Origin of the sequence: Blautia glucerasea, from assembly GCF_020537505.1 — a bacterium.
GTDB lineage: Bacteria > Bacillota > Clostridia > Lachnospirales > Lachnospiraceae > Blautia_A.
Genome location: NZ_JAJBMO010000001.1, coordinates 155,316 through 173,186, shown reverse-complemented (window position 1 = coordinate 173,186; position 17,871 = coordinate 155,316). Strand labels below are relative to the sequence as shown.

The 17,871-nt window shown below is 45.3% G+C and carries 12 protein-coding genes; all 12 read left to right on the top strand.

Features of this window, described 5'->3' with window-relative positions:
* The first annotated feature begins 65 nt into the window (after positions 1 to 65).
* The 12 genes from LIQ05_RS00705 (at position 66) to LIQ05_RS00650 (ending at position 17,723) form a co-directional block, all read left to right on the top strand.
* On the top strand, positions 66 to 965 hold the full coding sequence (locus tag LIQ05_RS00705) for a carbohydrate ABC transporter permease (RefSeq protein ID WP_226817931.1): 900 nt from the start codon (positions 66 to 68) through the stop codon (positions 963 to 965).
* Positions 958 to 1,785 carry a carbohydrate ABC transporter permease gene (locus tag LIQ05_RS00700; RefSeq protein ID WP_173717083.1) on the top strand — a complete coding sequence of 276 codons (828 nt, stop codon included), beginning with the start codon at positions 958 to 960 and terminating at the stop codon, positions 1,783 to 1,785. The genes LIQ05_RS00705 and LIQ05_RS00700 overlap by 8 nt, the downstream gene beginning before the upstream one ends.
* A 231-nt stretch (positions 1,786 to 2,016) precedes the next feature.
* On the top strand, positions 2,017 to 5,064 hold the full coding sequence (locus LIQ05_RS00695; RefSeq protein ID WP_226817930.1) for a glycoside hydrolase family 2 TIM barrel-domain containing protein: 3,048 nt from the start codon (positions 2,017 to 2,019) through the stop codon (positions 5,062 to 5,064).
* 115 nt (positions 5,065 to 5,179) lie between these two features.
* A complete protein-coding gene (locus LIQ05_RS00690; protein WP_226817929.1) occupies positions 5,180 to 7,204 on the top strand; it encodes a beta-galactosidase in 2,025 nt (674 codons plus the stop codon).
* A gap of 181 nt (positions 7,205 to 7,385) precedes the next feature.
* Positions 7,386 to 8,369: an AraC family transcriptional regulator gene (locus LIQ05_RS00685; RefSeq protein WP_226817928.1), complete on the top strand. Its 984-nt coding sequence runs from the start codon at positions 7,386 to 7,388 to the stop codon at positions 8,367 to 8,369.
* 229 nt (positions 8,370 to 8,598) lie between these two features.
* Positions 8,599 to 9,903: a BMP family ABC transporter substrate-binding protein gene (locus tag LIQ05_RS00680; RefSeq protein WP_226817927.1), complete on the top strand. Its 1,305-nt coding sequence runs from the start codon at positions 8,599 to 8,601 to the stop codon at positions 9,901 to 9,903.
* Positions 9,904 to 10,116: 213 nt separating this feature from the next.
* The gene (locus LIQ05_RS00675; protein WP_226817926.1) at positions 10,117 to 11,649 is read left to right on the top strand and encodes an ABC transporter ATP-binding protein; all 1,533 of its coding nucleotides are present in this window, start codon (positions 10,117 to 10,119) and stop codon (positions 11,647 to 11,649) included.
* Positions 11,650 to 12,747 carry an ABC transporter permease gene (locus LIQ05_RS00670; protein ID WP_226817925.1) on the top strand — a complete coding sequence of 366 codons (1,098 nt, stop codon included), beginning with the start codon at positions 11,650 to 11,652 and terminating at the stop codon, positions 12,745 to 12,747.
* Entirely contained in the window at positions 12,748 to 13,740 is a 993-nt protein-coding gene (locus LIQ05_RS00665; RefSeq protein WP_226817924.1) for an ABC transporter permease, read from the top strand.
* A gap of 204 nt (positions 13,741 to 13,944) precedes the next feature.
* Positions 13,945 to 15,243 carry a trigger factor gene (locus LIQ05_RS00660; protein ID WP_226817923.1) on the top strand — a complete coding sequence of 433 codons (1,299 nt, stop codon included), beginning with the start codon at positions 13,945 to 13,947 and terminating at the stop codon, positions 15,241 to 15,243.
* 150 nt (positions 15,244 to 15,393) lie between these two features.
* The gene (locus tag LIQ05_RS00655) at positions 15,394 to 17,070 is read left to right on the top strand and encodes a M3 family oligoendopeptidase (RefSeq protein WP_226817922.1); all 1,677 of its coding nucleotides are present in this window, start codon (positions 15,394 to 15,396) and stop codon (positions 17,068 to 17,070) included.
* Positions 17,071 to 17,150: 80 nt separating this feature from the next.
* Complete coding sequence (locus tag LIQ05_RS00650) at positions 17,151 to 17,723, top strand: hypothetical protein (RefSeq protein WP_226817921.1); 573 nt, start codon at positions 17,151 to 17,153, stop codon at positions 17,721 to 17,723.
* Positions 17,724 to 17,871: the final 148 nt, after the last annotated feature.

Below are 17,871 nucleotides of genomic sequence, written 5' to 3'. Positions count from 1 at the left end.
GCTCACCGGTACAGCTGTTAGATGGAAAAGTTGCAGTATATATAGGCTTGAAAGGAGGAGTTCCTGTGAATTCCAAGAAAAAAGGTATGACACTGGCTACCAAGCAGAAAGCAGCCGGATGGATATTCCTGGCACCAGCTTCTATCATGATTGCCATCATGAGCTTTTACCCAATGATCCGGGCATTCATTATTTCCCTGCAGACAGGTGCCGGCGCAAATATGCGTTTTGCAGATCCAATCTTCAGCAACTACAAACGTATCCTTGCAGATAAAGTGTTCCAGCAGTCCATTGCGAACACATTCCTGTATCTGATCATTCAGGTCCCGATCATGCTGATTCTGGCTATTCTGCTTGCACAGCTTTTGAATAACAAGGATCTGAAGTTTAAAGGATTTTTCCGTACATGTGTATTCCTTCCATGTGCGACTTCCCTGGTTTCCTACTCCCTGATCTTCCGTTCCATGTTTGCAACAGATGGTCTGATCAACAGTGTTCTGATGAAACTGGGAATCCTCTCCACTGGCTATAACTTTCTTGGAAATGCCACCAGCGCGAAGATCGTTATCATCATCGCCCTGATCTGGAGATGGACCGGATACAACATGGTATTCTACCTGGCTGGACTTCAGAATATTGAATATTCTGTTTATGAAGCTGCGAAGATCGACGGCGCAAATGGATGGAAAACCTTCTGGAAGATCACAGTACCGCTTCTGAAGCCGACTATTATCATGACCTTCATTATGTCCATCAACGGTACCTTACAGCTGTTTGATGAGTCCATGAACCTGACAAAGGGTGGCCCTGCAAACTCAACCATCACAATGTCACATTATGTTTATAATACCTGTTTTGTCAACGTGCCGAACTTCGGATATGCAGCAGCAATGTCCTTTATTATCTTTATTATGGTAGCGGTTCTGGCATTTATCAACTTGAAAGTAGGTGATACTCGTGACTAAGAAAAACAAATCTGCAATCCAGAGAAGATTGATTCCTACATACATTTTTCTGATCATTGTATCATTTTTCTCCGTTTTCCCGCTGTACTGGATGATTTCCGCAGCTACAAATACCTCCACCGATGTATCACGGGGACGTATTATTCCGGGAAGCTATTTCATGGAGAACTTTAAGAACCTGACATCCCAGCAGCCACTTTGGCGGGCACTTGGAAACTCTTTCTTCTATGCGATCCTGACAACAGTGATCTGCCTTCTGATCTGCTCCATCGCCGGATACGGATTCGAAGTATATCATGACAAAGGAAAAGACAGACTGTTTTCTATTCTCCTTCTTGCCATGATGGTTCCGCAGGTTGCTACTATGGTTCCGTTGTTTAAGATGTTCTCAAAAGCGAAGCTTCTGAATACCTCCATCGGATTTATCCTTCCGATCATTTCCACGCCGTTTATGATCATGATGTTCCGACAGAATGCAAGAGCTTTTCCAGTAGATATTATCGAAGCAGCACGTATTGACGGCTTAAGCGAAGTGAGAATCTTTTTCCAGATGTTTATTCCAACAATGAAATCTACCTACGCAGCAGCCGCTGTTATTACCTTTATGAATGCCTGGAATGCATACCTGTGGCCAAAGGTAATCATGACAGACAACAAAGCCATCACAATGCCAATGCTGATCGCCAACCTGATCACAGGTTATGTAACCGACTACGGTATGCTGATGTGCGGCGTATTGTTCTGTTCCATTCCGACCATGGTTGTATTCTTCGTTCTGCAGAAACAGTTTGCAGAAGGTATCACCGGTGCGGTGAAATAAGATTGAAAATTTAAGGGTGCTGCGATTTATTTGCGGCGCCCTTTTTCTGAACATGGAGGATGGCCATTTACAGGAAATGGTCTGTGAATGGTATGAAAAGTAATATATGGATGAATTTTATATAATGCCCTACAGAAATTCTATGGAAATAGAGGGCATATATTACTATAATAAAATTACAGAAGTTATCTAAGAATATTGCCTGCAATATTTATAGAGAAAGGATCATATATGAAGAAATTTGATTATTCCTTGGTTAAGAATCCCGAATATTTTAAAGATGGAAGAATGGACGCCCATTCCGACCATATCAGCTATGCAGATCTGGAAGAAGCATCCGCGGGTGAGACTTCCTATCGCCACAGCTTAAACGGAATCTGGAAGTTCCACTATGCACGCAACTATGGAAATACCATAAAAGGCTTCGAGAAAGATGAGTTCTCCTGTAAAGACTGGGATGATATCCGGGTACCCGCCCATATCCAGATGGAGGGCTACGATGCCCCCCAGTATGCCAACGTACAGTATCCCTGGGAAGGTCACGAGGACATTCAGCCAGGAGAGATCCCGGAGCATTTCAATCCGGTGGCAAGCTATGTGAAGTATTTCACAGTTCCAGAGCAGATGAAGGGAAAACGCCTTTTCATTTCCTTCCAGGGCGCAGAAAGTGGAATTGCCCTCTGGCTGAACGGACAGTTTGTGGGATACAGTGAAGACTCTTTTACCCCGTCAGAATTTGAACTTACCGATTATGTAAAAGAAGGGGAAAATAAGCTGGCAGCCCAGGTGTTCAAGTGGACTGCAAGCAGTTGGTGCGAGGATCAGGATTTCTACCGTTTCTCCGGAATTTACAGAGAGGTTTATCTGTACACAGTGCCGGCAGTACATGTGTATGATCTTCAGATCCGCGCTATTCCGGACGAAAGCTTTAAGGAAGCTCAGCTTGAGATTAAGACCAATACCTGGGGAAAAGGAAAGCTGCATATTGTTCTGTCAAAGAATGGGCAGAATATATTGGAAGAAAATAAGAACTTAGGTGAAAAGGAAGCAGAATTTGCCTGGACAATAGAGAATCCGATCCTCTGGAGTGCAGAAGATCCACAGCTCTACGATCTGGTTCTGGAAGTTTTTGATGAGAATGGTGCCCTCCAGGAGGTAATCCCTCAGAAAGTCGGTTTCCGCCGCTTTGAAATGAAAGACGGAATTATGATCTTAAATGGAAAACGAATTGTGTTTAAAGGTGTAAACCGCCATGAATTTAGTTCTATCACTGGAAGATGCGTATCCGAGGAAGAGCTTCGCAAAGACCTGACCACCATGAAGCAGAACAATATCAATGCCATCCGTACCTGTCACTACCCGGATGCGTCCATGATCTATCGTCTTTGCGACGAGTTCGGTCTCTACATGATCGATGAGACAAACCTGGAGAGCCATGGTTCCTGGGACGTAGCTGAGTTTACAAAGGATTACACTTATGTAGTTCCTCACGACAAACCAGAATGGCTGCAGATGATGCTGGACCGTAGCAATTCCATGTACCAGAGAGATAAGAACCATCCGGCGATTCTGATCTGGTCCTGTGGAAATGAGTCCTTCGGTGGAAAAGACATTTTTGAAATGTCCCAGTTCTTCCACCGAGTAGATCCAACCAGACTGGTGCATTACGAAGGGTTATGCCATGACCGCAGATACAATGACACCAGTGATATGGAAAGCCAGATGTATCCGTCTGTAAAAGCAATCAAGGAATTCCTTGCAAATGATTCTTCCAAGCCATTTATCTGCTGCGAATACACTCATGCTATGGGAAATTCCTGCGGTGCCATGCATAAATATACAGATCTCACAGACACAGAACCGAAATACCAGGGCGGCTTTATCTGGGATTACATTGACCAGTCCATTTACAAAAAGGATCGCTATGGCAAGGAATTCCAGGCTTACGGCGGAGACTTCGGCGAGCGTCCTACAGACTACAATTTCAGCGGAAACGGAATAGCCTACGGCGGAAACCGTGATGCTTCCCCGAAAATGCAGGAAGTGAAATTTAACTACCAGAACATTACCGCACAGGTAACGGCTGATTCTGTGAAAGTGATCAATAAGAACCTGTTTGTTAATACAGATACCTTTGACTGCAAGGTAACTCTTCAGAAAGATGGAAAAGTGATCAGCACGGCGGCTATGGACACAGCAGTAGCTCCTCTTGGACAGAAAGAATATGCTCTTCCATTTAAGAAAGAGGAAAAAGCAGGCGAGTACACTGTAACCGTTTCCTTCCATCTGAAAGAGGATAAGCCGTGGGCAAAAGCTGGTCACGAGGTAGCTTTCGGACAGTATGTATACCAGGTGGAAGTACCTGTGAAACCATGCACCGACCATCTGGACGTGATTCGCAGCACCCACAATATCGGAGTAAGAGGCGCAGAATTTGAGGTGCTTTTCTCTGTATTGAACGGTGGTCTTGTTTCGTATAAATATGCAGGAAAAGAAATGATCGAGGCAATCCCGAAGCCAAACTTCTGGCGTGCACCAACAGACAATGACTGTGGAAACCTGATGGCCATGCGCTATGGACAGTGGAAGCTTGCCAGTATGTATGTAAACCATAAGGATTACCGCGGAGCGGCATATGGGCCTGGAAATGTACCAAAGGTAGAGGAAAAAGAGCATTCTGTAAAGGTATCCTATACCTATTTCCTTCCAACTGTTCCGGCAGCTGAATGTACACTTGCTTATGAGGTTTACGGCGATGGAAGAGTACGCACCACCCTTTCCTATGATCCTGTGAAGGAGCTTGGCGATATGCCGGAGTTTGGTGTGATTTTCAAGTTTAATGCAGATTATGACCATGTATCCTGGTATGGCCTTGGAGAAGCAGAGACCTATGCAGACCGCAAGAAAGGCGCTAAGCTTGGAATCTACAGCAACATGGTAAAGGATAACGTAGCCAGATACATGGTTCCACAGGAATGCGGTGCCAGGGAAGAGGTAAGATGGGCGAAGATCACAGACCGGAAGGGCAGGGGAATGCTCTTTGAAATGGATCGGGAAAACGGTCCGATGATGTTCTCTGCACTTCCATATACCCCACATGAGATGGAGAATGCTATGCATCCATATGAATTGCCAGAAGTTCACTATACCGTAGTCCGCGTAGCAAAAGGCCAGATGGGAATCGCAGGAGACGACAGCTGGGGCGCAAGGACTCACGAAGAGTATCTGCTGGATGTGAGCAAGTCCATGGAGTTCTCCTTTGTATTTAAGGGAATCTGATAGAGATTAAATTGCAATAATTGGAAATAAAGACTGGTTTTCTCCGGGGGGATCAGACACAGGGGCCTCGGAGAAAAGAGAGCATTTTTATTACGGCAGGAAAAAGGAGAAAGAAATGGCGAAAAAAATAGAATACGGCCGTTTTTTACATGGCGGTGATTATAACCCGGAGCAGTGGCTTGACCGCCCGGACATTCTGGAAAAAGACATTGAATACTTCAAAAAAGCACATATCAATACTGTATCTGTAGGAATTTTTTCCTGGGCTGTGCTGGAACCGGAAGAAGGAAAGTACAATCTGGACTGGCTGGAGCAGATCATTGATAATCTGTATAAAGAAGGCATTTACACGATCCTTGCAACTCCGTCCGGGGCAAGACCAAAGTGGATGGCGGACAAATATCCGGAGGTCCTCCGTATGGATCAGGACCGCACCAGAAGATTTTTCGGAGGCAGACACAATCATTGCTATACTTCTCCGGTCTATCGTGAGAAGATCCATGCAATGGATAAGCTGCTTTCCCAGAGGCTTGGCAGTCATCCTGGCGTACTTCTGTGGCACATTTCCAATGAGTTTGGCGGAGAATGCTATTGCCCTCTTTGCCAGCAGAAATTCCGGGAATGGCTGAAGGAGAAATATGGAACCATTGAGAATTTAAATTCCAGCTGGTGTACCACCTTCTGGAGCCATATTTACAACAGCTTTGACCAGATCGAGGCACCCTCACATAAGGGAGAAGACGCCCTTCACGCACTGAATCTGGACTGGAGACGCTTTGTCACAGACCGTACCGTCGATTTTATCAAAGAAGAGGTGTCTGCAATCCGTGAGGGCGGCTCCGGGCTGCCGGTAACCGCCAATCTGATGTACGACTATAACGGACTGGATTACAAGAAATTCCGTGATATTCTGGATGTGGTATCCTGGGATAACTATCCGGGCTGGCACAAAAAAGAGGAATTTCTTACTGCCATTGATGCAGGTATGCAGCATGATCTTATGCGCAGCATTAAAAAACAGCCATTCCTACTTATGGAATCCTGTCCGTCTGCCACCAACTGGAAGCCAATCAATAAACTTAAAAAACCGGGAATGCTCCTTGCGGCATCCCTGCAGGCTGTGGCACACGGAGCTGACAGTGTGCTGTACTTCCAGCTCCACCAGAGCCAGGGCGCTTCTGAGAAATTCCATGGTGCTGTGATCGACCACTACGGCGGAGCTGACACCCGTGTGTTTAAAGAAGTGACCGAAGTTGGAGCGGCTCTGGAGACACTGAAGGAAGTCTGCAGCAGCCAGACGAAGGCTCCGGCAGCAGTCCTTTATGACAGAGAGAACAACTGGGCTATTCAGGATGTACAGGGACCGCGAAATGAGAATATGTTCTATACAGAAGCGGTACAGAAGCAGTACCGTGCACTGCGGGAGCAGGGGCTGAACGTGGATGTGATCTCCATGGAACATGGGCTTTCCGATTATAAGATCGTGGCAGCGCCAATGGCTTATATGTTCAAGGATGGATACGAAGAGAAATTAAGGGTATTTGCAGAAAATGGCGGTACACTGGTGATCACCTACTGGACCGGCCTTGTGGATGAGGCAGACAAGTGCTTCCTTGGCGGTACCCCATACGGGCTTATGGAAGCAGCCGGGCTTCGCACTACGGAGATCGATGCCCTTTATGACTGGGAAGAGAACCATGGAGTTTCAGAGCCTGGTAATCATCTTGGAATCAGCGGCACTTACACCTGTAAAAACTTATGCGAGCTGGTAAAGGTTTCCGATGCAGAGGTTCTTATGCATTACGGTGAAGATTTCTATGCAGGAACTCCCGTGGTGACACATAAGGAATATGGAAAAGGTCATGTATATTACGTTGGCGCAGATATGGAACAGGCATTTTACAGCGATTTCTACGGACGTGCTGTAAAGGAGGCAAAGGTTCAGACACCGCTGGAATTCATACCGGCAGGCGTTTCTGTTACCTTACGTGAAAGCCAGGAAAAGGAATATCTGTTTATCCAGAACTATGCAAGAGAAACAAAGGCAGTCCCGGTTCCGGAAGGATATGAAGTGCTCTATGGAACGAAAGAGGAAATTATGCAGCCGCTGGCTACCAGAGTTTTGAGCAGGAAGAAATAAGACGGTGGCACATTTGGCCGCAGGGAATGAAATAAGGCTGCTGGTCTGATCGTGAACAGCAATGGAATAAGATAAGAGAAGAAGTTAGTGTGAAAAGAATTTTTGACACTAACTTCTTTTTATGTGTATAATGTGCCTATGGAAAAAGCGGTTGGGGAAACCTTGATGGGAGGTGTGCACAGTGCAGTGGGAACTTTTGGAACAGCTTCGGGAAATTACAGAAGAAGAAAAACGAATCTTAAACGGGGAAGCAGAGGTGGACAAGGATCTTTACACTTCCGGCAGTGATTTCACTGTTGACAGCAGGAAGATGCTGGAAGAGGGAAAATTGATTGCAGTACGTACCCACACCCGTTTTGTTCATTTTCCCCTTCACCGTCACAATTATGTGGAAGTGCTTTACATCTGTGAGGGCTCCCTTACCAATATTATAGATGGCAAACAGGTCATTGTGCGGAAAGGAGAGCTGCTATTTCTGAACCAGTTCACCCATCATGAGATCCTGGCGGCAGGGAAAAACGACATTGCCATTAATTTCATGGTCCTGCCAGAGTTCTTTGATGTGGCATATTCCATGGCAGGAAGTAATAACGTGCTGGCTGATTTTCTTGTAAATGTGCTCCGCAGGGACAACCAGCAGGGGGAATACCTTCATTTTAAAGTGTCCGAGGTACTTCAGATCCAGAACCTTCTGGAAAATATGATCTACTCCCTGGTAACGGGAAGGGGCAACCAGAACCGGATCAACCAGACTACCATGGGGCTTATTTTTCTTTACCTTCTGGATTCCGTCCAGTATGTGGAGATGCGTCTTCCAAACCAGTATGAAAATATGATCTCCATGACCACACTGGACTATATCGAACAGAAATACCGCACCGCCACTCTTACTGAGCTTTGTGATATGCTGCATCTCCCCATGCATGTATTAAGTAAGATGATCAAGAAGACCACTGGATTTAATTTCAAGGAACTTCTGCAGCGAAAACGTCTCAGCAAGGCTGTGGAGCTGATGTGTGACACGGATCTTCCTATCAGTGATGTGATTGCGGCAGTGGGGTATGAGAATAACAGTTATTTTCACAGGGTATTTAAGGAACGCTATCATGAAACACCGCGGGCATTCCGTATGAAAAATAAGAAGAACGATCATGTAAGACTATAATAAGATCGTGAATATATTCTCAAAAAGTTTATGGTTTGTTAAAAAAAATTTTTTGAATTGTATGTAAACAGTTGACATTTAATCGGAAAAAAAATACAATGGTCATAACGTTTAAGATTTTTCTTACATATTGTAATGGCTGACGGCCGATATTCCAATATCGACAGCTGGAAATTACAGAAATCGTAGGAAGTCTCAGGCAAATCACAAATATCAAGGAGGAAGTAAAATGAAAAAAATGTGTAAAAAAGTAGTCAGTCTTCTTCTTGCAGCAGTGATGGTGCTCACAATGACCGCCTTCGCTTCTGTTGTTTATGCCGCTGACGAGGACAGCGTAGAAGCTGATCCGAACTTCAAGATGGGAGTCATTCTTGTAGGTGATGAGACAGAAGGATATTCTGCAGCCCATATCGCTGGTGTTAAGGAAGCTGCTAAAGAGCTGGGCCTTGACGACAGCCAGATCATCTGGAAATACAAAGTTCCGGAAGATTCCAGCTGCTATGATGCAGCAATCGATCTTGTTGGACAGGGATGTTCCCTGGTAATCGGTAACAGCTATGGACATCAGACCTATCTGGTACAGGCTGCCCAGGAATACCCGGATGTAACATTCGTTTCCATGACAGGTGATTTTGCAGCAATCAGCGGATGCGAGAATTTCAAGAACGCATTTACCAACATCTATGAATCCCGCTATGTATCCGGTGTTGTAGCTGGTCTGAAGCTGAAAGAGATTCTTGAGGATGGCACTCTTACCACAGAGACACAGCCAGACAGCTTCGATGCAGATGGCAATGTAAAGATCGGTTATGTTGGAGCATTCAGCTACGCAGAGGTTGTTTCCGGTTATACTGCATTCTACCTTGGTGTTAAGAGCGTTGTTCCGAACACAGTAATGGAAGTGAAATACACAAACTCCTGGTTTGATATTGACAAAGAGGGTGCAGCAGCTGAGGCACTTATTGCAAACGGCTGTGTGATCATCGGACAGCATGCTGATTCTACAGGTGCTCCTGCAGCTACACAGAAGCTTCATGATGATGGCAAGATCTGCTACTCTGTAGGATATAACATTGATATGCTTGAGACTGCTCCTACAGCAGCACTTACCTCTGCTACAAATAACTGGGCAGTATATTACAAACATGCCATCGCAACTGTAATGGGCGGCGGTGATCTTGAGCAGGACTGGTCAGCAGGATATAATGACAATGCAGTAGGAATCACAGAGCTTGGTGAGTCCTGTGCAGAAGGAACTGCAGACTACGTTGCTGACGTAGAGAGCAAACTGAAAGATGGTTCTCTTCAGGTATTTGATACCTCTACATTTACTGTAGGCGGTGAGGAAGTTACTTCTGCACCGGTTGACCTTTCCTTCATGGATTACACAACTGATCCTGCAACTGTTGTATATCAGGGCGAGACTGTTGAGGCAATCGAGGATGGACATTTTGCAGAGTCCACATTCAGAAGCGCTCCATACTTTACACTTCGTATTGATGGAATTACAGAGGACGCAGATGCTGTTGAATAAGCAGTAACGCGAACCATGCTGCTGTGATTTACAGACAGTAACGAATTACATGAAATCCAAAAGGGGAGCTATAAAAGGCTTCCCTTTTGTTACGTGAGCGGGAAGTTAAAGTCCACACGGACGTGAGATTTTAGCAAAACGCTCCGAAACAGGGCAAAATCAGAAGAACCTGTTTTGTCTTGTGCATAAAAACGGGAAGGGAGGCACAACACTTTGGAATATGCCATTCAATTAAAAAATGTTACCAAAACATTTGGAAAAGTTGTTGCCAACAAAAATGTCAACCTTGACGTAAAAAAAGGTGAGATCCTCTCCCTTCTGGGAGAAAACGGAAGTGGCAAGACCACTCTTATGAATATGATCTCCGGTATCTATTTTCCGGATTCCGGCGAGATCATGGTAGAGGGCAAAAAGGTGGAGATCCGCTCCCCGAAAGATGCCTACGATCTGGGGATTGGTATGATCCACCAGCATTTTAAACTGATCGATGTATTCAGTGCCACTGAGAACATCGCCCTTGGTCTTGATAAGAAACAGAAATTTGACCTGAAAGAGGTTAAGAAAAAAGCCCAGGCTATCTGTGATAAATATCACTTTGACCTGGATTTAAACCAGAAGGTTTATGAGATGAGTGTATCCCAGAAACAGACTCTGGAAATTGTAAAAGTTCTCTACAGAGGAGCAAACATCCTGATCCTGGATGAGCCTACGGCAGTTCTGACTCCTCAGGAAACGGCGAGACTTTTTGAAGTGATCCGAAACATGAAAGCAGATAACAAATCTGTTATCATCATTACCCACAAGCTTCACGAAGTTCTGGAGATTTCTGACCGCGTGGCAATCCTTCGAAAAGGGGAGTATATAGGTACAGTAGAGACCAGTGAAGCTACAGAAAATTCCCTTACAGAGATGATGGTTGGCAAGAAGGTGGAACTGAATATTGCACGCTCTGCGCCTGTAAATCCTGTGAAACGCCTTTCCATTTCCCATCTGACTGTTTATAACCGTGAGGAAGTCAAGGTGCTGGACGATGTAAGCTTCGATGTTTTCGGCGGCGAAATCCTTGGTATAGCGGGAATTTCCGGAAATGGCCAGAAGGAGCTTCTGGAAGCCATTGCAGGACTTCAGATTACAGCTCAGGGCAGCAGTATTGAATTCTATGAAAAAGGGAAAGAAGACCAGCCCCTTCAGCTGGTTGGCAAAACACCAAAGAAAATCCGGGATGCCGGTGTGCATCTTGCATTTGTTCCAGAGGATCGTCTTGGAATGGGACTTGTTGGTTCCATGGGTATGACTGGAAATATGCTGTTAAAGAGTTATGGAAATGGTCCATCTCCGATTACCGATATGCGTGCCCCGAAGAAAATGGCAGAAAAGGTAAAAAAAGAGCTGGAGGTTGTTACCCCAAGCTTAAATACTCCTGTATCCCGGCTCTCCGGCGGTAATGTACAGAAGGTTCTGGTAGGCCGTGAGATCGCAGAGGCACCAACTGTCCTGATGACTGCCTATGCAGTACGTGGTCTGGATATCAATACCTCCTATACCATCTATAATCTTCTGGACGAGGAGAAAAAAGAAGGGGTTGCAGTTGTCTATGTTGGTGAGGACCTGGATGTGCTCATTGATCTGTGCGACCGTATTCTGGTTCTCTGCGGAGGCAGGGAGAACGGCATTCTGGATGCAAGAACAACCACCAAGGAAGAGGTTGGTCTGCTGATGACAAATCTTCGGAAGGAGGGGAAATAAATGAGTGAAGTGAAAACAAAAGAACCCTTAGTCCGAATTATAAAGCGTGACAGAAGCAGCTTCGGCTACAAAGTATGGGTTCGCGCAGCTGCCATTTTACTGGCGCTGGTTGTAGATGCAGTTTTTATCTACAGCGTAACCGGACTGAATCCTTTATCTGTATATGTAGTTATGTTTAACGGTACTTTTATGACAAGCATCCGTTTTTCCTGGGCTATGCGTGATCTGGTAACCCTGCTCTGTATTGGTATCGCCCTTGCACCTGCATTTAAAATGCATTTCTGGAACATTGGTGCAGAGGGTCAGGTGCTCATGGGCGGTCTTGCCACTGCCATGGTTATGGTAAAATGCGGAGCCAGCCTTCCCACACCAGTGCTTTTCCTGGTAATGTTCCTTACCAGCGTCATCGCAGGCGGTCTGTGGGGATTTATCCCAGCTGTGTTTAAGGCATACTGGAATACAAATGAGACACTTTTTACCCTGATGATGAACTATGTGGCAACCAGTATTGTGGCCTGCATGACAAACATCCTTCGTGGAAAAGCTTCCAGTCTTGGTAAGCTGAACATGTCCACACAGGTTGGATGGTTCCCACAGTTCCTTGGACAGAGATACAACATCAACATTTTGATCGTTGTGATCCTGATGTTCGTCATGTTCTTTTATCTGAAGTATTCCAAACAGGGATACGAGATCACTGTTGTTGGAGAATCTGAGAACACTGCAAGATACGCAGGAATCAATGTAAAATGGGTAACCATCCGTACCATGATCATTTCCGGTGCGATCTGCGGTCTGGTTGGTTTCCTGATCGTAGCCGGAAGGGACCAGACCATTTCCACCACATCTGCTGGCGGAAACGGATTTACAGCCATTATCGTAGCATGGCTTGCCAAGTTTAATACATTTTATATGGCTCTGATCTCCTTCCTGCTGATTTTCCTTTCCAAGGGTGCAGCAGAGATCGCTTCCGCCTACAGCCTGAACGACTATGCGGCAAGTATCATTGAAGGTGTGATCCTGTTCTTTATCCTTGGAAGTGAATTCTTTATCAACTATAAGATGATTTTCCGTGGTTCCAAAAAGGAGGTGCACTAAATGAGTAATCTGATTGCATGGATCATCAGGGCAATTCCATTTGGAACAATTATCATGTTTGGTTCCATGGGCGAGATCACCACTGAGAAATCCGGAAACCTGAACCTGGGTGTTCCTGGAATTATGTATCTTGGCGGTTTTGCAGGTTTTGCAAGCTCCTATTTCTATGAGAAAAATTCCGCAGATCCAAAGGGCTGGATCTGTGTGCTCCTGGCACTTGTGGCTGCCATCGCGGCTTCCATGTTGGGCGGACTGATCTTCAGCTTCCTGACCATCACCCTTCGTGCAAACCAGAACGTAACCGGTCTTGCACTTACCACTTTTGGTATGGGTGTTGCCAACTTCTTTGGCGTATTTATCCTGAACGGTGCAAGCTATACAGCAGCACCGCTGGCATATGCTTCTTTTTCAAAGAAGATTCCGTTTTTATCAAGCAAGCTTGGAATCCTGAGCAAAACTGTTTTCTGCTACGGTTTTCTGGTATATGCGGCAATTATCCTTGCAGTAGTTCTCCACTATGTGCTGAACAAGACAAGAGTGGGCTTAAATCTTCGTGCAGTTGGTGAAAATCCGGGAACAGCAGATGCCGCTGGAATCAACGTAACCAGGTACAAATACCTGGCAACCTGCATCGGTGCCGGTCTTTCCGGAATCGGCGGCTTATATTACGTTCTGGATTATAATCAGGGCATCTGGGCGACAACGGGACAGATAGAAGCTCTTGGCTGGCTGGCTGTTGCATTGGTTATATTTACCACATGGAAACCTCTGAACTGTATCTGGGGTGCGTATCTTTTTGGTATGCTCTACTGGCTGTACCAGTTCCTTCCAAGCATTCTTGGAATTAAGGTTGCAAGTTATGTTACAGATTTGATCCAGATGGTTCCTTATGTGGTTACCATTATCGTGCTGGTTGTGGTAAGCTTCCGGAAGAAGAAAGAGAATCAGCCTCCGGAAAGCCTTGGACTTTCCTATTTCCGCGAGGAACGATAAAAAAGGGTTCGTGTTTTAGGCGGATTGCTTTAAGAATTGAAATTTTAGAACCTCTGTCCAGACTGTCAAAAGGTGCAGCCTGGATGGAGGTTTTTATAATCTGTGAAAAAACAGTGTTTTTGGAAAAGAAAGTTTACAAAATATTGCGAAAATGTTATATTAGTTTTAACTGACACAAGCGAACATAAGAAAGGATACTAAGATATGAAGAAAAGATATGTACTTGCTGCTCTTGCTGCTATGACCGTTCTGGCTGGCTGTGGAGACAATTCTTCCAAGCAGGAGAGCACGGACAATACAGCCACAGAGAGTACAGACGAGGACCTGACTGCTGCTGATCCAGATGAGAACGGTGAGGAGCTGGATCCGGAATTTTCACAGGATGTAGAGAATAATGAAGTGATCGATGCGGATGACGCAGAGGAAGAAGCTGCCCTTGACCCGATCACGCCGTCTGATTATCTGGTTCAGAATGCCTCCGGTTATGTAACTCTGGGAGATTACGACGGAGTTGAGGTGACTAGGTATACTTATGAGATCACAGATGACATGGTCCAGGAGGAAATCCAGGAAGAACTGGCAGATGCAAGCGAGGAAGAGTCCACGGATGCTCCATCTGAGGATGGAAACATTGTATATATGACACTTACGGCTACTGTAGAAGGGGAGGATGCTGACGATCCGGAGGAGACCTTTATTACTCTTGGACAGGAAGAATTCGGTGCAGAATTTGATGAGAAAATGACTGGCGTTTCCACTGGTGATAAACTTGATTTTACCATCACATACGATGACGATACCTGGCAGGAGAACTGGCAGGGAAAAACAGTTGATTTCTCTGTGGAAGTGACAGATGTTACCACTTCCAATACACCGGAGTATACAGATGACTATGTAAAGGATTACACCGGTTATGACACGAAGGAAGAGTATGAAGCCGCTGTAAAGGAATATCTGGAGCAGTCCTATGAGGAACAGAGCACCTATGATGAGGCAGAAGAGCTGATCAATGCATGCATTGAGAGAACAGATTTTACAGGAGAGTATCCAGATGATCTGTTTGATTCCTGCAAGGAGGAAGCACTTTCCGGCTATTCCATGTTTGTGGATGAAGGGGGAGATGTAAGCGATGTGTTGGATATGTTTGGTGTTACAGACAGTGACATCGAGGAAGAGGCAAAGAACCTTGTAAACCGCCGGCTTTTCATCAGCGCTTATGCACAGGCCAATAATGTGGAAGTGACCGAAGATGAATATGTGGATTATGTAAATGAATATGCAGACTACTATGGAGAGACCGCATCTGATTTTGAGACACTGTATACCCGTGAGACACTGGTAAATGCCCTTTATGAAAGCAAGGTGACAGATCTTCTTCTGGAGAAAGCAAAAGTAACAGAGGCACCTTATACAGAGGATGAATATGAGGAAGACGAAGAGATGGACGAGACTCTTGACGATATGGAGATCGTAGAAGAGGGCGAGGAAGGTGTAGCAGAGTAAGGATTTTTATGTTTTTTAATAATTAAAAGCCTTTTCATTTAAAGCCAGTTATGTTATAGTAGATAATACGCGACAATGGACGGACAGCATTCTGAAGGAGAAGCTTCAGGAAGTTTGTCCGCCCATTTGTGTCTATAAAGGAGGAACGAGATGAAATTTTCAGAAATGCCTTACACCCGTGTGGATTTTCCGGCTGTGATCGCACAGGCGAAAGAGATCATCCAGCGTGCATCTTCTGCGAAGAGCGGGGAAGAGCAGTTCCAGATCCATGAGGAATTTAATAAGCTGATGGATCATGTGAGAACTCTTTACACCATCGCCCATATCCGCAGAGATGGGGATGTGACAAATGAGTTTTACGATGGAGAGAAGACTTACTACAATGAGAAGCTTCCAGAACTGGATGCAGTGACCAATGAGTATAAGAAGGTACTTTTTGCCACTCCATACCGTGCGTATATGGAAGAGAAAATCGGACCAGTTGCATTTAAATCTATGGAACTGGAGATGAAATCCTTTGATGACAGTCTGATCCCGCTGATGCAGGAGGAGAATGCCCTTGCTTCCCGTTACAGCAAGCTGATCGCTTCTGCCAAGATCATGTGGGAAGGAGAGGAACTGAACCTTTCCCTTATGCGCAAATATATGCGTTCCCAGGACCGCGATACCCGTAAGAAAGCGTGGGATGCTTTTTCCGCTTTCTTTGAGGAGAAGCAGGCTGAAATCGATGAAATTTACGACCAGATGGTGAAGAACCGTACCAAACAGGCACAGCTGCTGGGATTTGAGAACTACATTGACATGGGCTACTGCCGCATGAACCGTAATTCATATACCAGGGAAGATGTGCAGAAGCTCCGTGAGCAGATCAAGACTGTTTTTGTACCGTTAGCTTCCAGGATGCACAAGAACCGTCAGGCACGTCTTGGGGTAGATGCCCTTCGCTATTATGACATGGGCGTTTATTTTCCACAGGGAGATCCGGCACCTATCGGTACACCTGAGGAAATCCTTGAGAGCGGCCGTAAGATGTACACCGAGATGTCCGAAGAGACAAAGGATTTCTTCAACATGATGATGGAGAACGAGCTTTTTGATGTATTAGGACGTAAAAATAAAGCCACCGGCGGTTACATGACAGAGCTTCCGGACTATGGGGTACCGTTTATTTTTGCAAACTTTAACGGAACCAGTGGGGATGTGGATGTGATCACACATGAGTGCGGACACGCCTTCCAGAACTTTGTATCCAGCAAGGATCCCATCAGCGATCATTCCAGATATCTGACCATGGAGACTGCGGAAATCCATTCCATGTCCATGGAATTCTTTGCTGAGCCTTGGATCGAGCTGTTCTTCGGAGAAAGAGGAGACGACTACCGCAAGATGCACCTTGAGGATGCTATCGACTTTATTCCTTATGGTACGATGGTGGATGAATTCCAGCACATTGTATATGGCAATCCGGAGCTGACACCCAAGGAGCGCCGCGACGCATGGAACAGGCTGGAGCGGGAGTACCGTCCATATATGGATTCCACAGGCTGCAGGTTTATGGAAGAGGGCGGCTACTGGCAGAGACAGCATCACATTTTTGAGATGCCTTTCTACTATATTGATTATGTACTTGCACAGCTTTGTGCATTCCAGTTTAAGATCCGCATGGAGAAAGACCAGGTTGGGGCATGGGCTGATTATATGAAGCTTTGCCGGCTTTCTGCAAGTGATTTCTATCCTTCCATGCTGAAGCAGGTGGGTCTTACTGTTCCATTTACAGAAGGCTGCATCCAGAAGATCGTGGATGAGCTGGATAAGAAACTGGGTTGAAGCATCAGGCAAAGACTGTGGGAAGGAAAAGCACTTTCAGGTAAGAGATTGGGAACTCACAGGAAAGTTGAGGAAGATTTGTGAAAAAATATGGGAATGATTACCGCCAGAGTGGGAAACAATTTGAATATACGGGGAAATGGTACGGCAGCAGTCTGCCGGTTCTGGTGCTGAAAAGATATGCACTTCTCTATACCGGCCTTATGGCAGCCGCCCTTGTGATCTATTTTGCCAGTCTGATGCTGAATAACGAAGGCAGCAGGATTTTCTGGATATTGCTTCCCTATATGGTGGTGGTCTTCCCAGTTTCCTATGGGATCATGGGAGGTGTCTCCTTAATCCTTTTTTGCAGAAAGCAGGAGGAGAAAGAGGATAACTCACAGGTAGTAATCCCAGAAGAACATATAGGCCACATGACCCGCGCCCAATATGAAAAAGGGGTACGACGTCCGGTAAGATGCAGCATTGCCATCATGGTACTGGGACTTTTCACAAGTGTGGCAAACCTGATTTTTTTGTTAAAAGATTTCGAAAATCTTATTTTTACAAGGGAACTATTATTCGAGGCGGCAGCTGTGCTGATTTTAGTACTGGGAAGTGTTAGTGCTGTGCAAAGTTGGCGAATTAAAGCAAAATTTACAAATTTTGAGTGAAAATCTTTCAGTTTTTGACAATTATGGACAAAATTCCAGACATATTTCGCCATATAACTATTGCACATGTAATAAAACATGGTAAAATAGAAAGGCATAGGACAACTTTTTTCAGGTTGTCTGCAGTAGCTGACCTCAGGGGTGTGTT

Excerpts from the sequence above, each read along its gene's own strand:
- LIQ05_RS00665 (WP_226817924.1), top strand. The coding sequence starts at position 12,748 with ATGAGTAATCTGATTGCATGGATCATCAGGGCAATTCCATTTGGAACA.
- LIQ05_RS00670 (WP_226817925.1), top strand. The coding sequence starts at position 11,650 with ATGAGTGAAGTGAAAACAAAAGAACCCTTAGTCCGAATTATAAAGCGT.
- LIQ05_RS00695 (WP_226817930.1), top strand. The coding sequence starts at position 2,017 with ATGAAGAAATTTGATTATTCCTTGGTTAAGAATCCCGAATATTTTAAA.
- LIQ05_RS00680 (WP_226817927.1), top strand. The coding sequence starts at position 8,599 with ATGAAAAAAATGTGTAAAAAAGTAGTCAGTCTTCTTCTTGCAGCAGTG.
- LIQ05_RS00690 (WP_226817929.1), top strand. The coding sequence starts at position 5,180 with ATGGCGAAAAAAATAGAATACGGCCGTTTTTTACATGGCGGTGATTAT.
- LIQ05_RS00655 (WP_226817922.1), top strand. The coding sequence starts at position 15,394 with ATGAAATTTTCAGAAATGCCTTACACCCGTGTGGATTTTCCGGCTGTG.
- LIQ05_RS00660 (WP_226817923.1), top strand. The coding sequence starts at position 13,945 with ATGAAGAAAAGATATGTACTTGCTGCTCTTGCTGCTATGACCGTTCTG.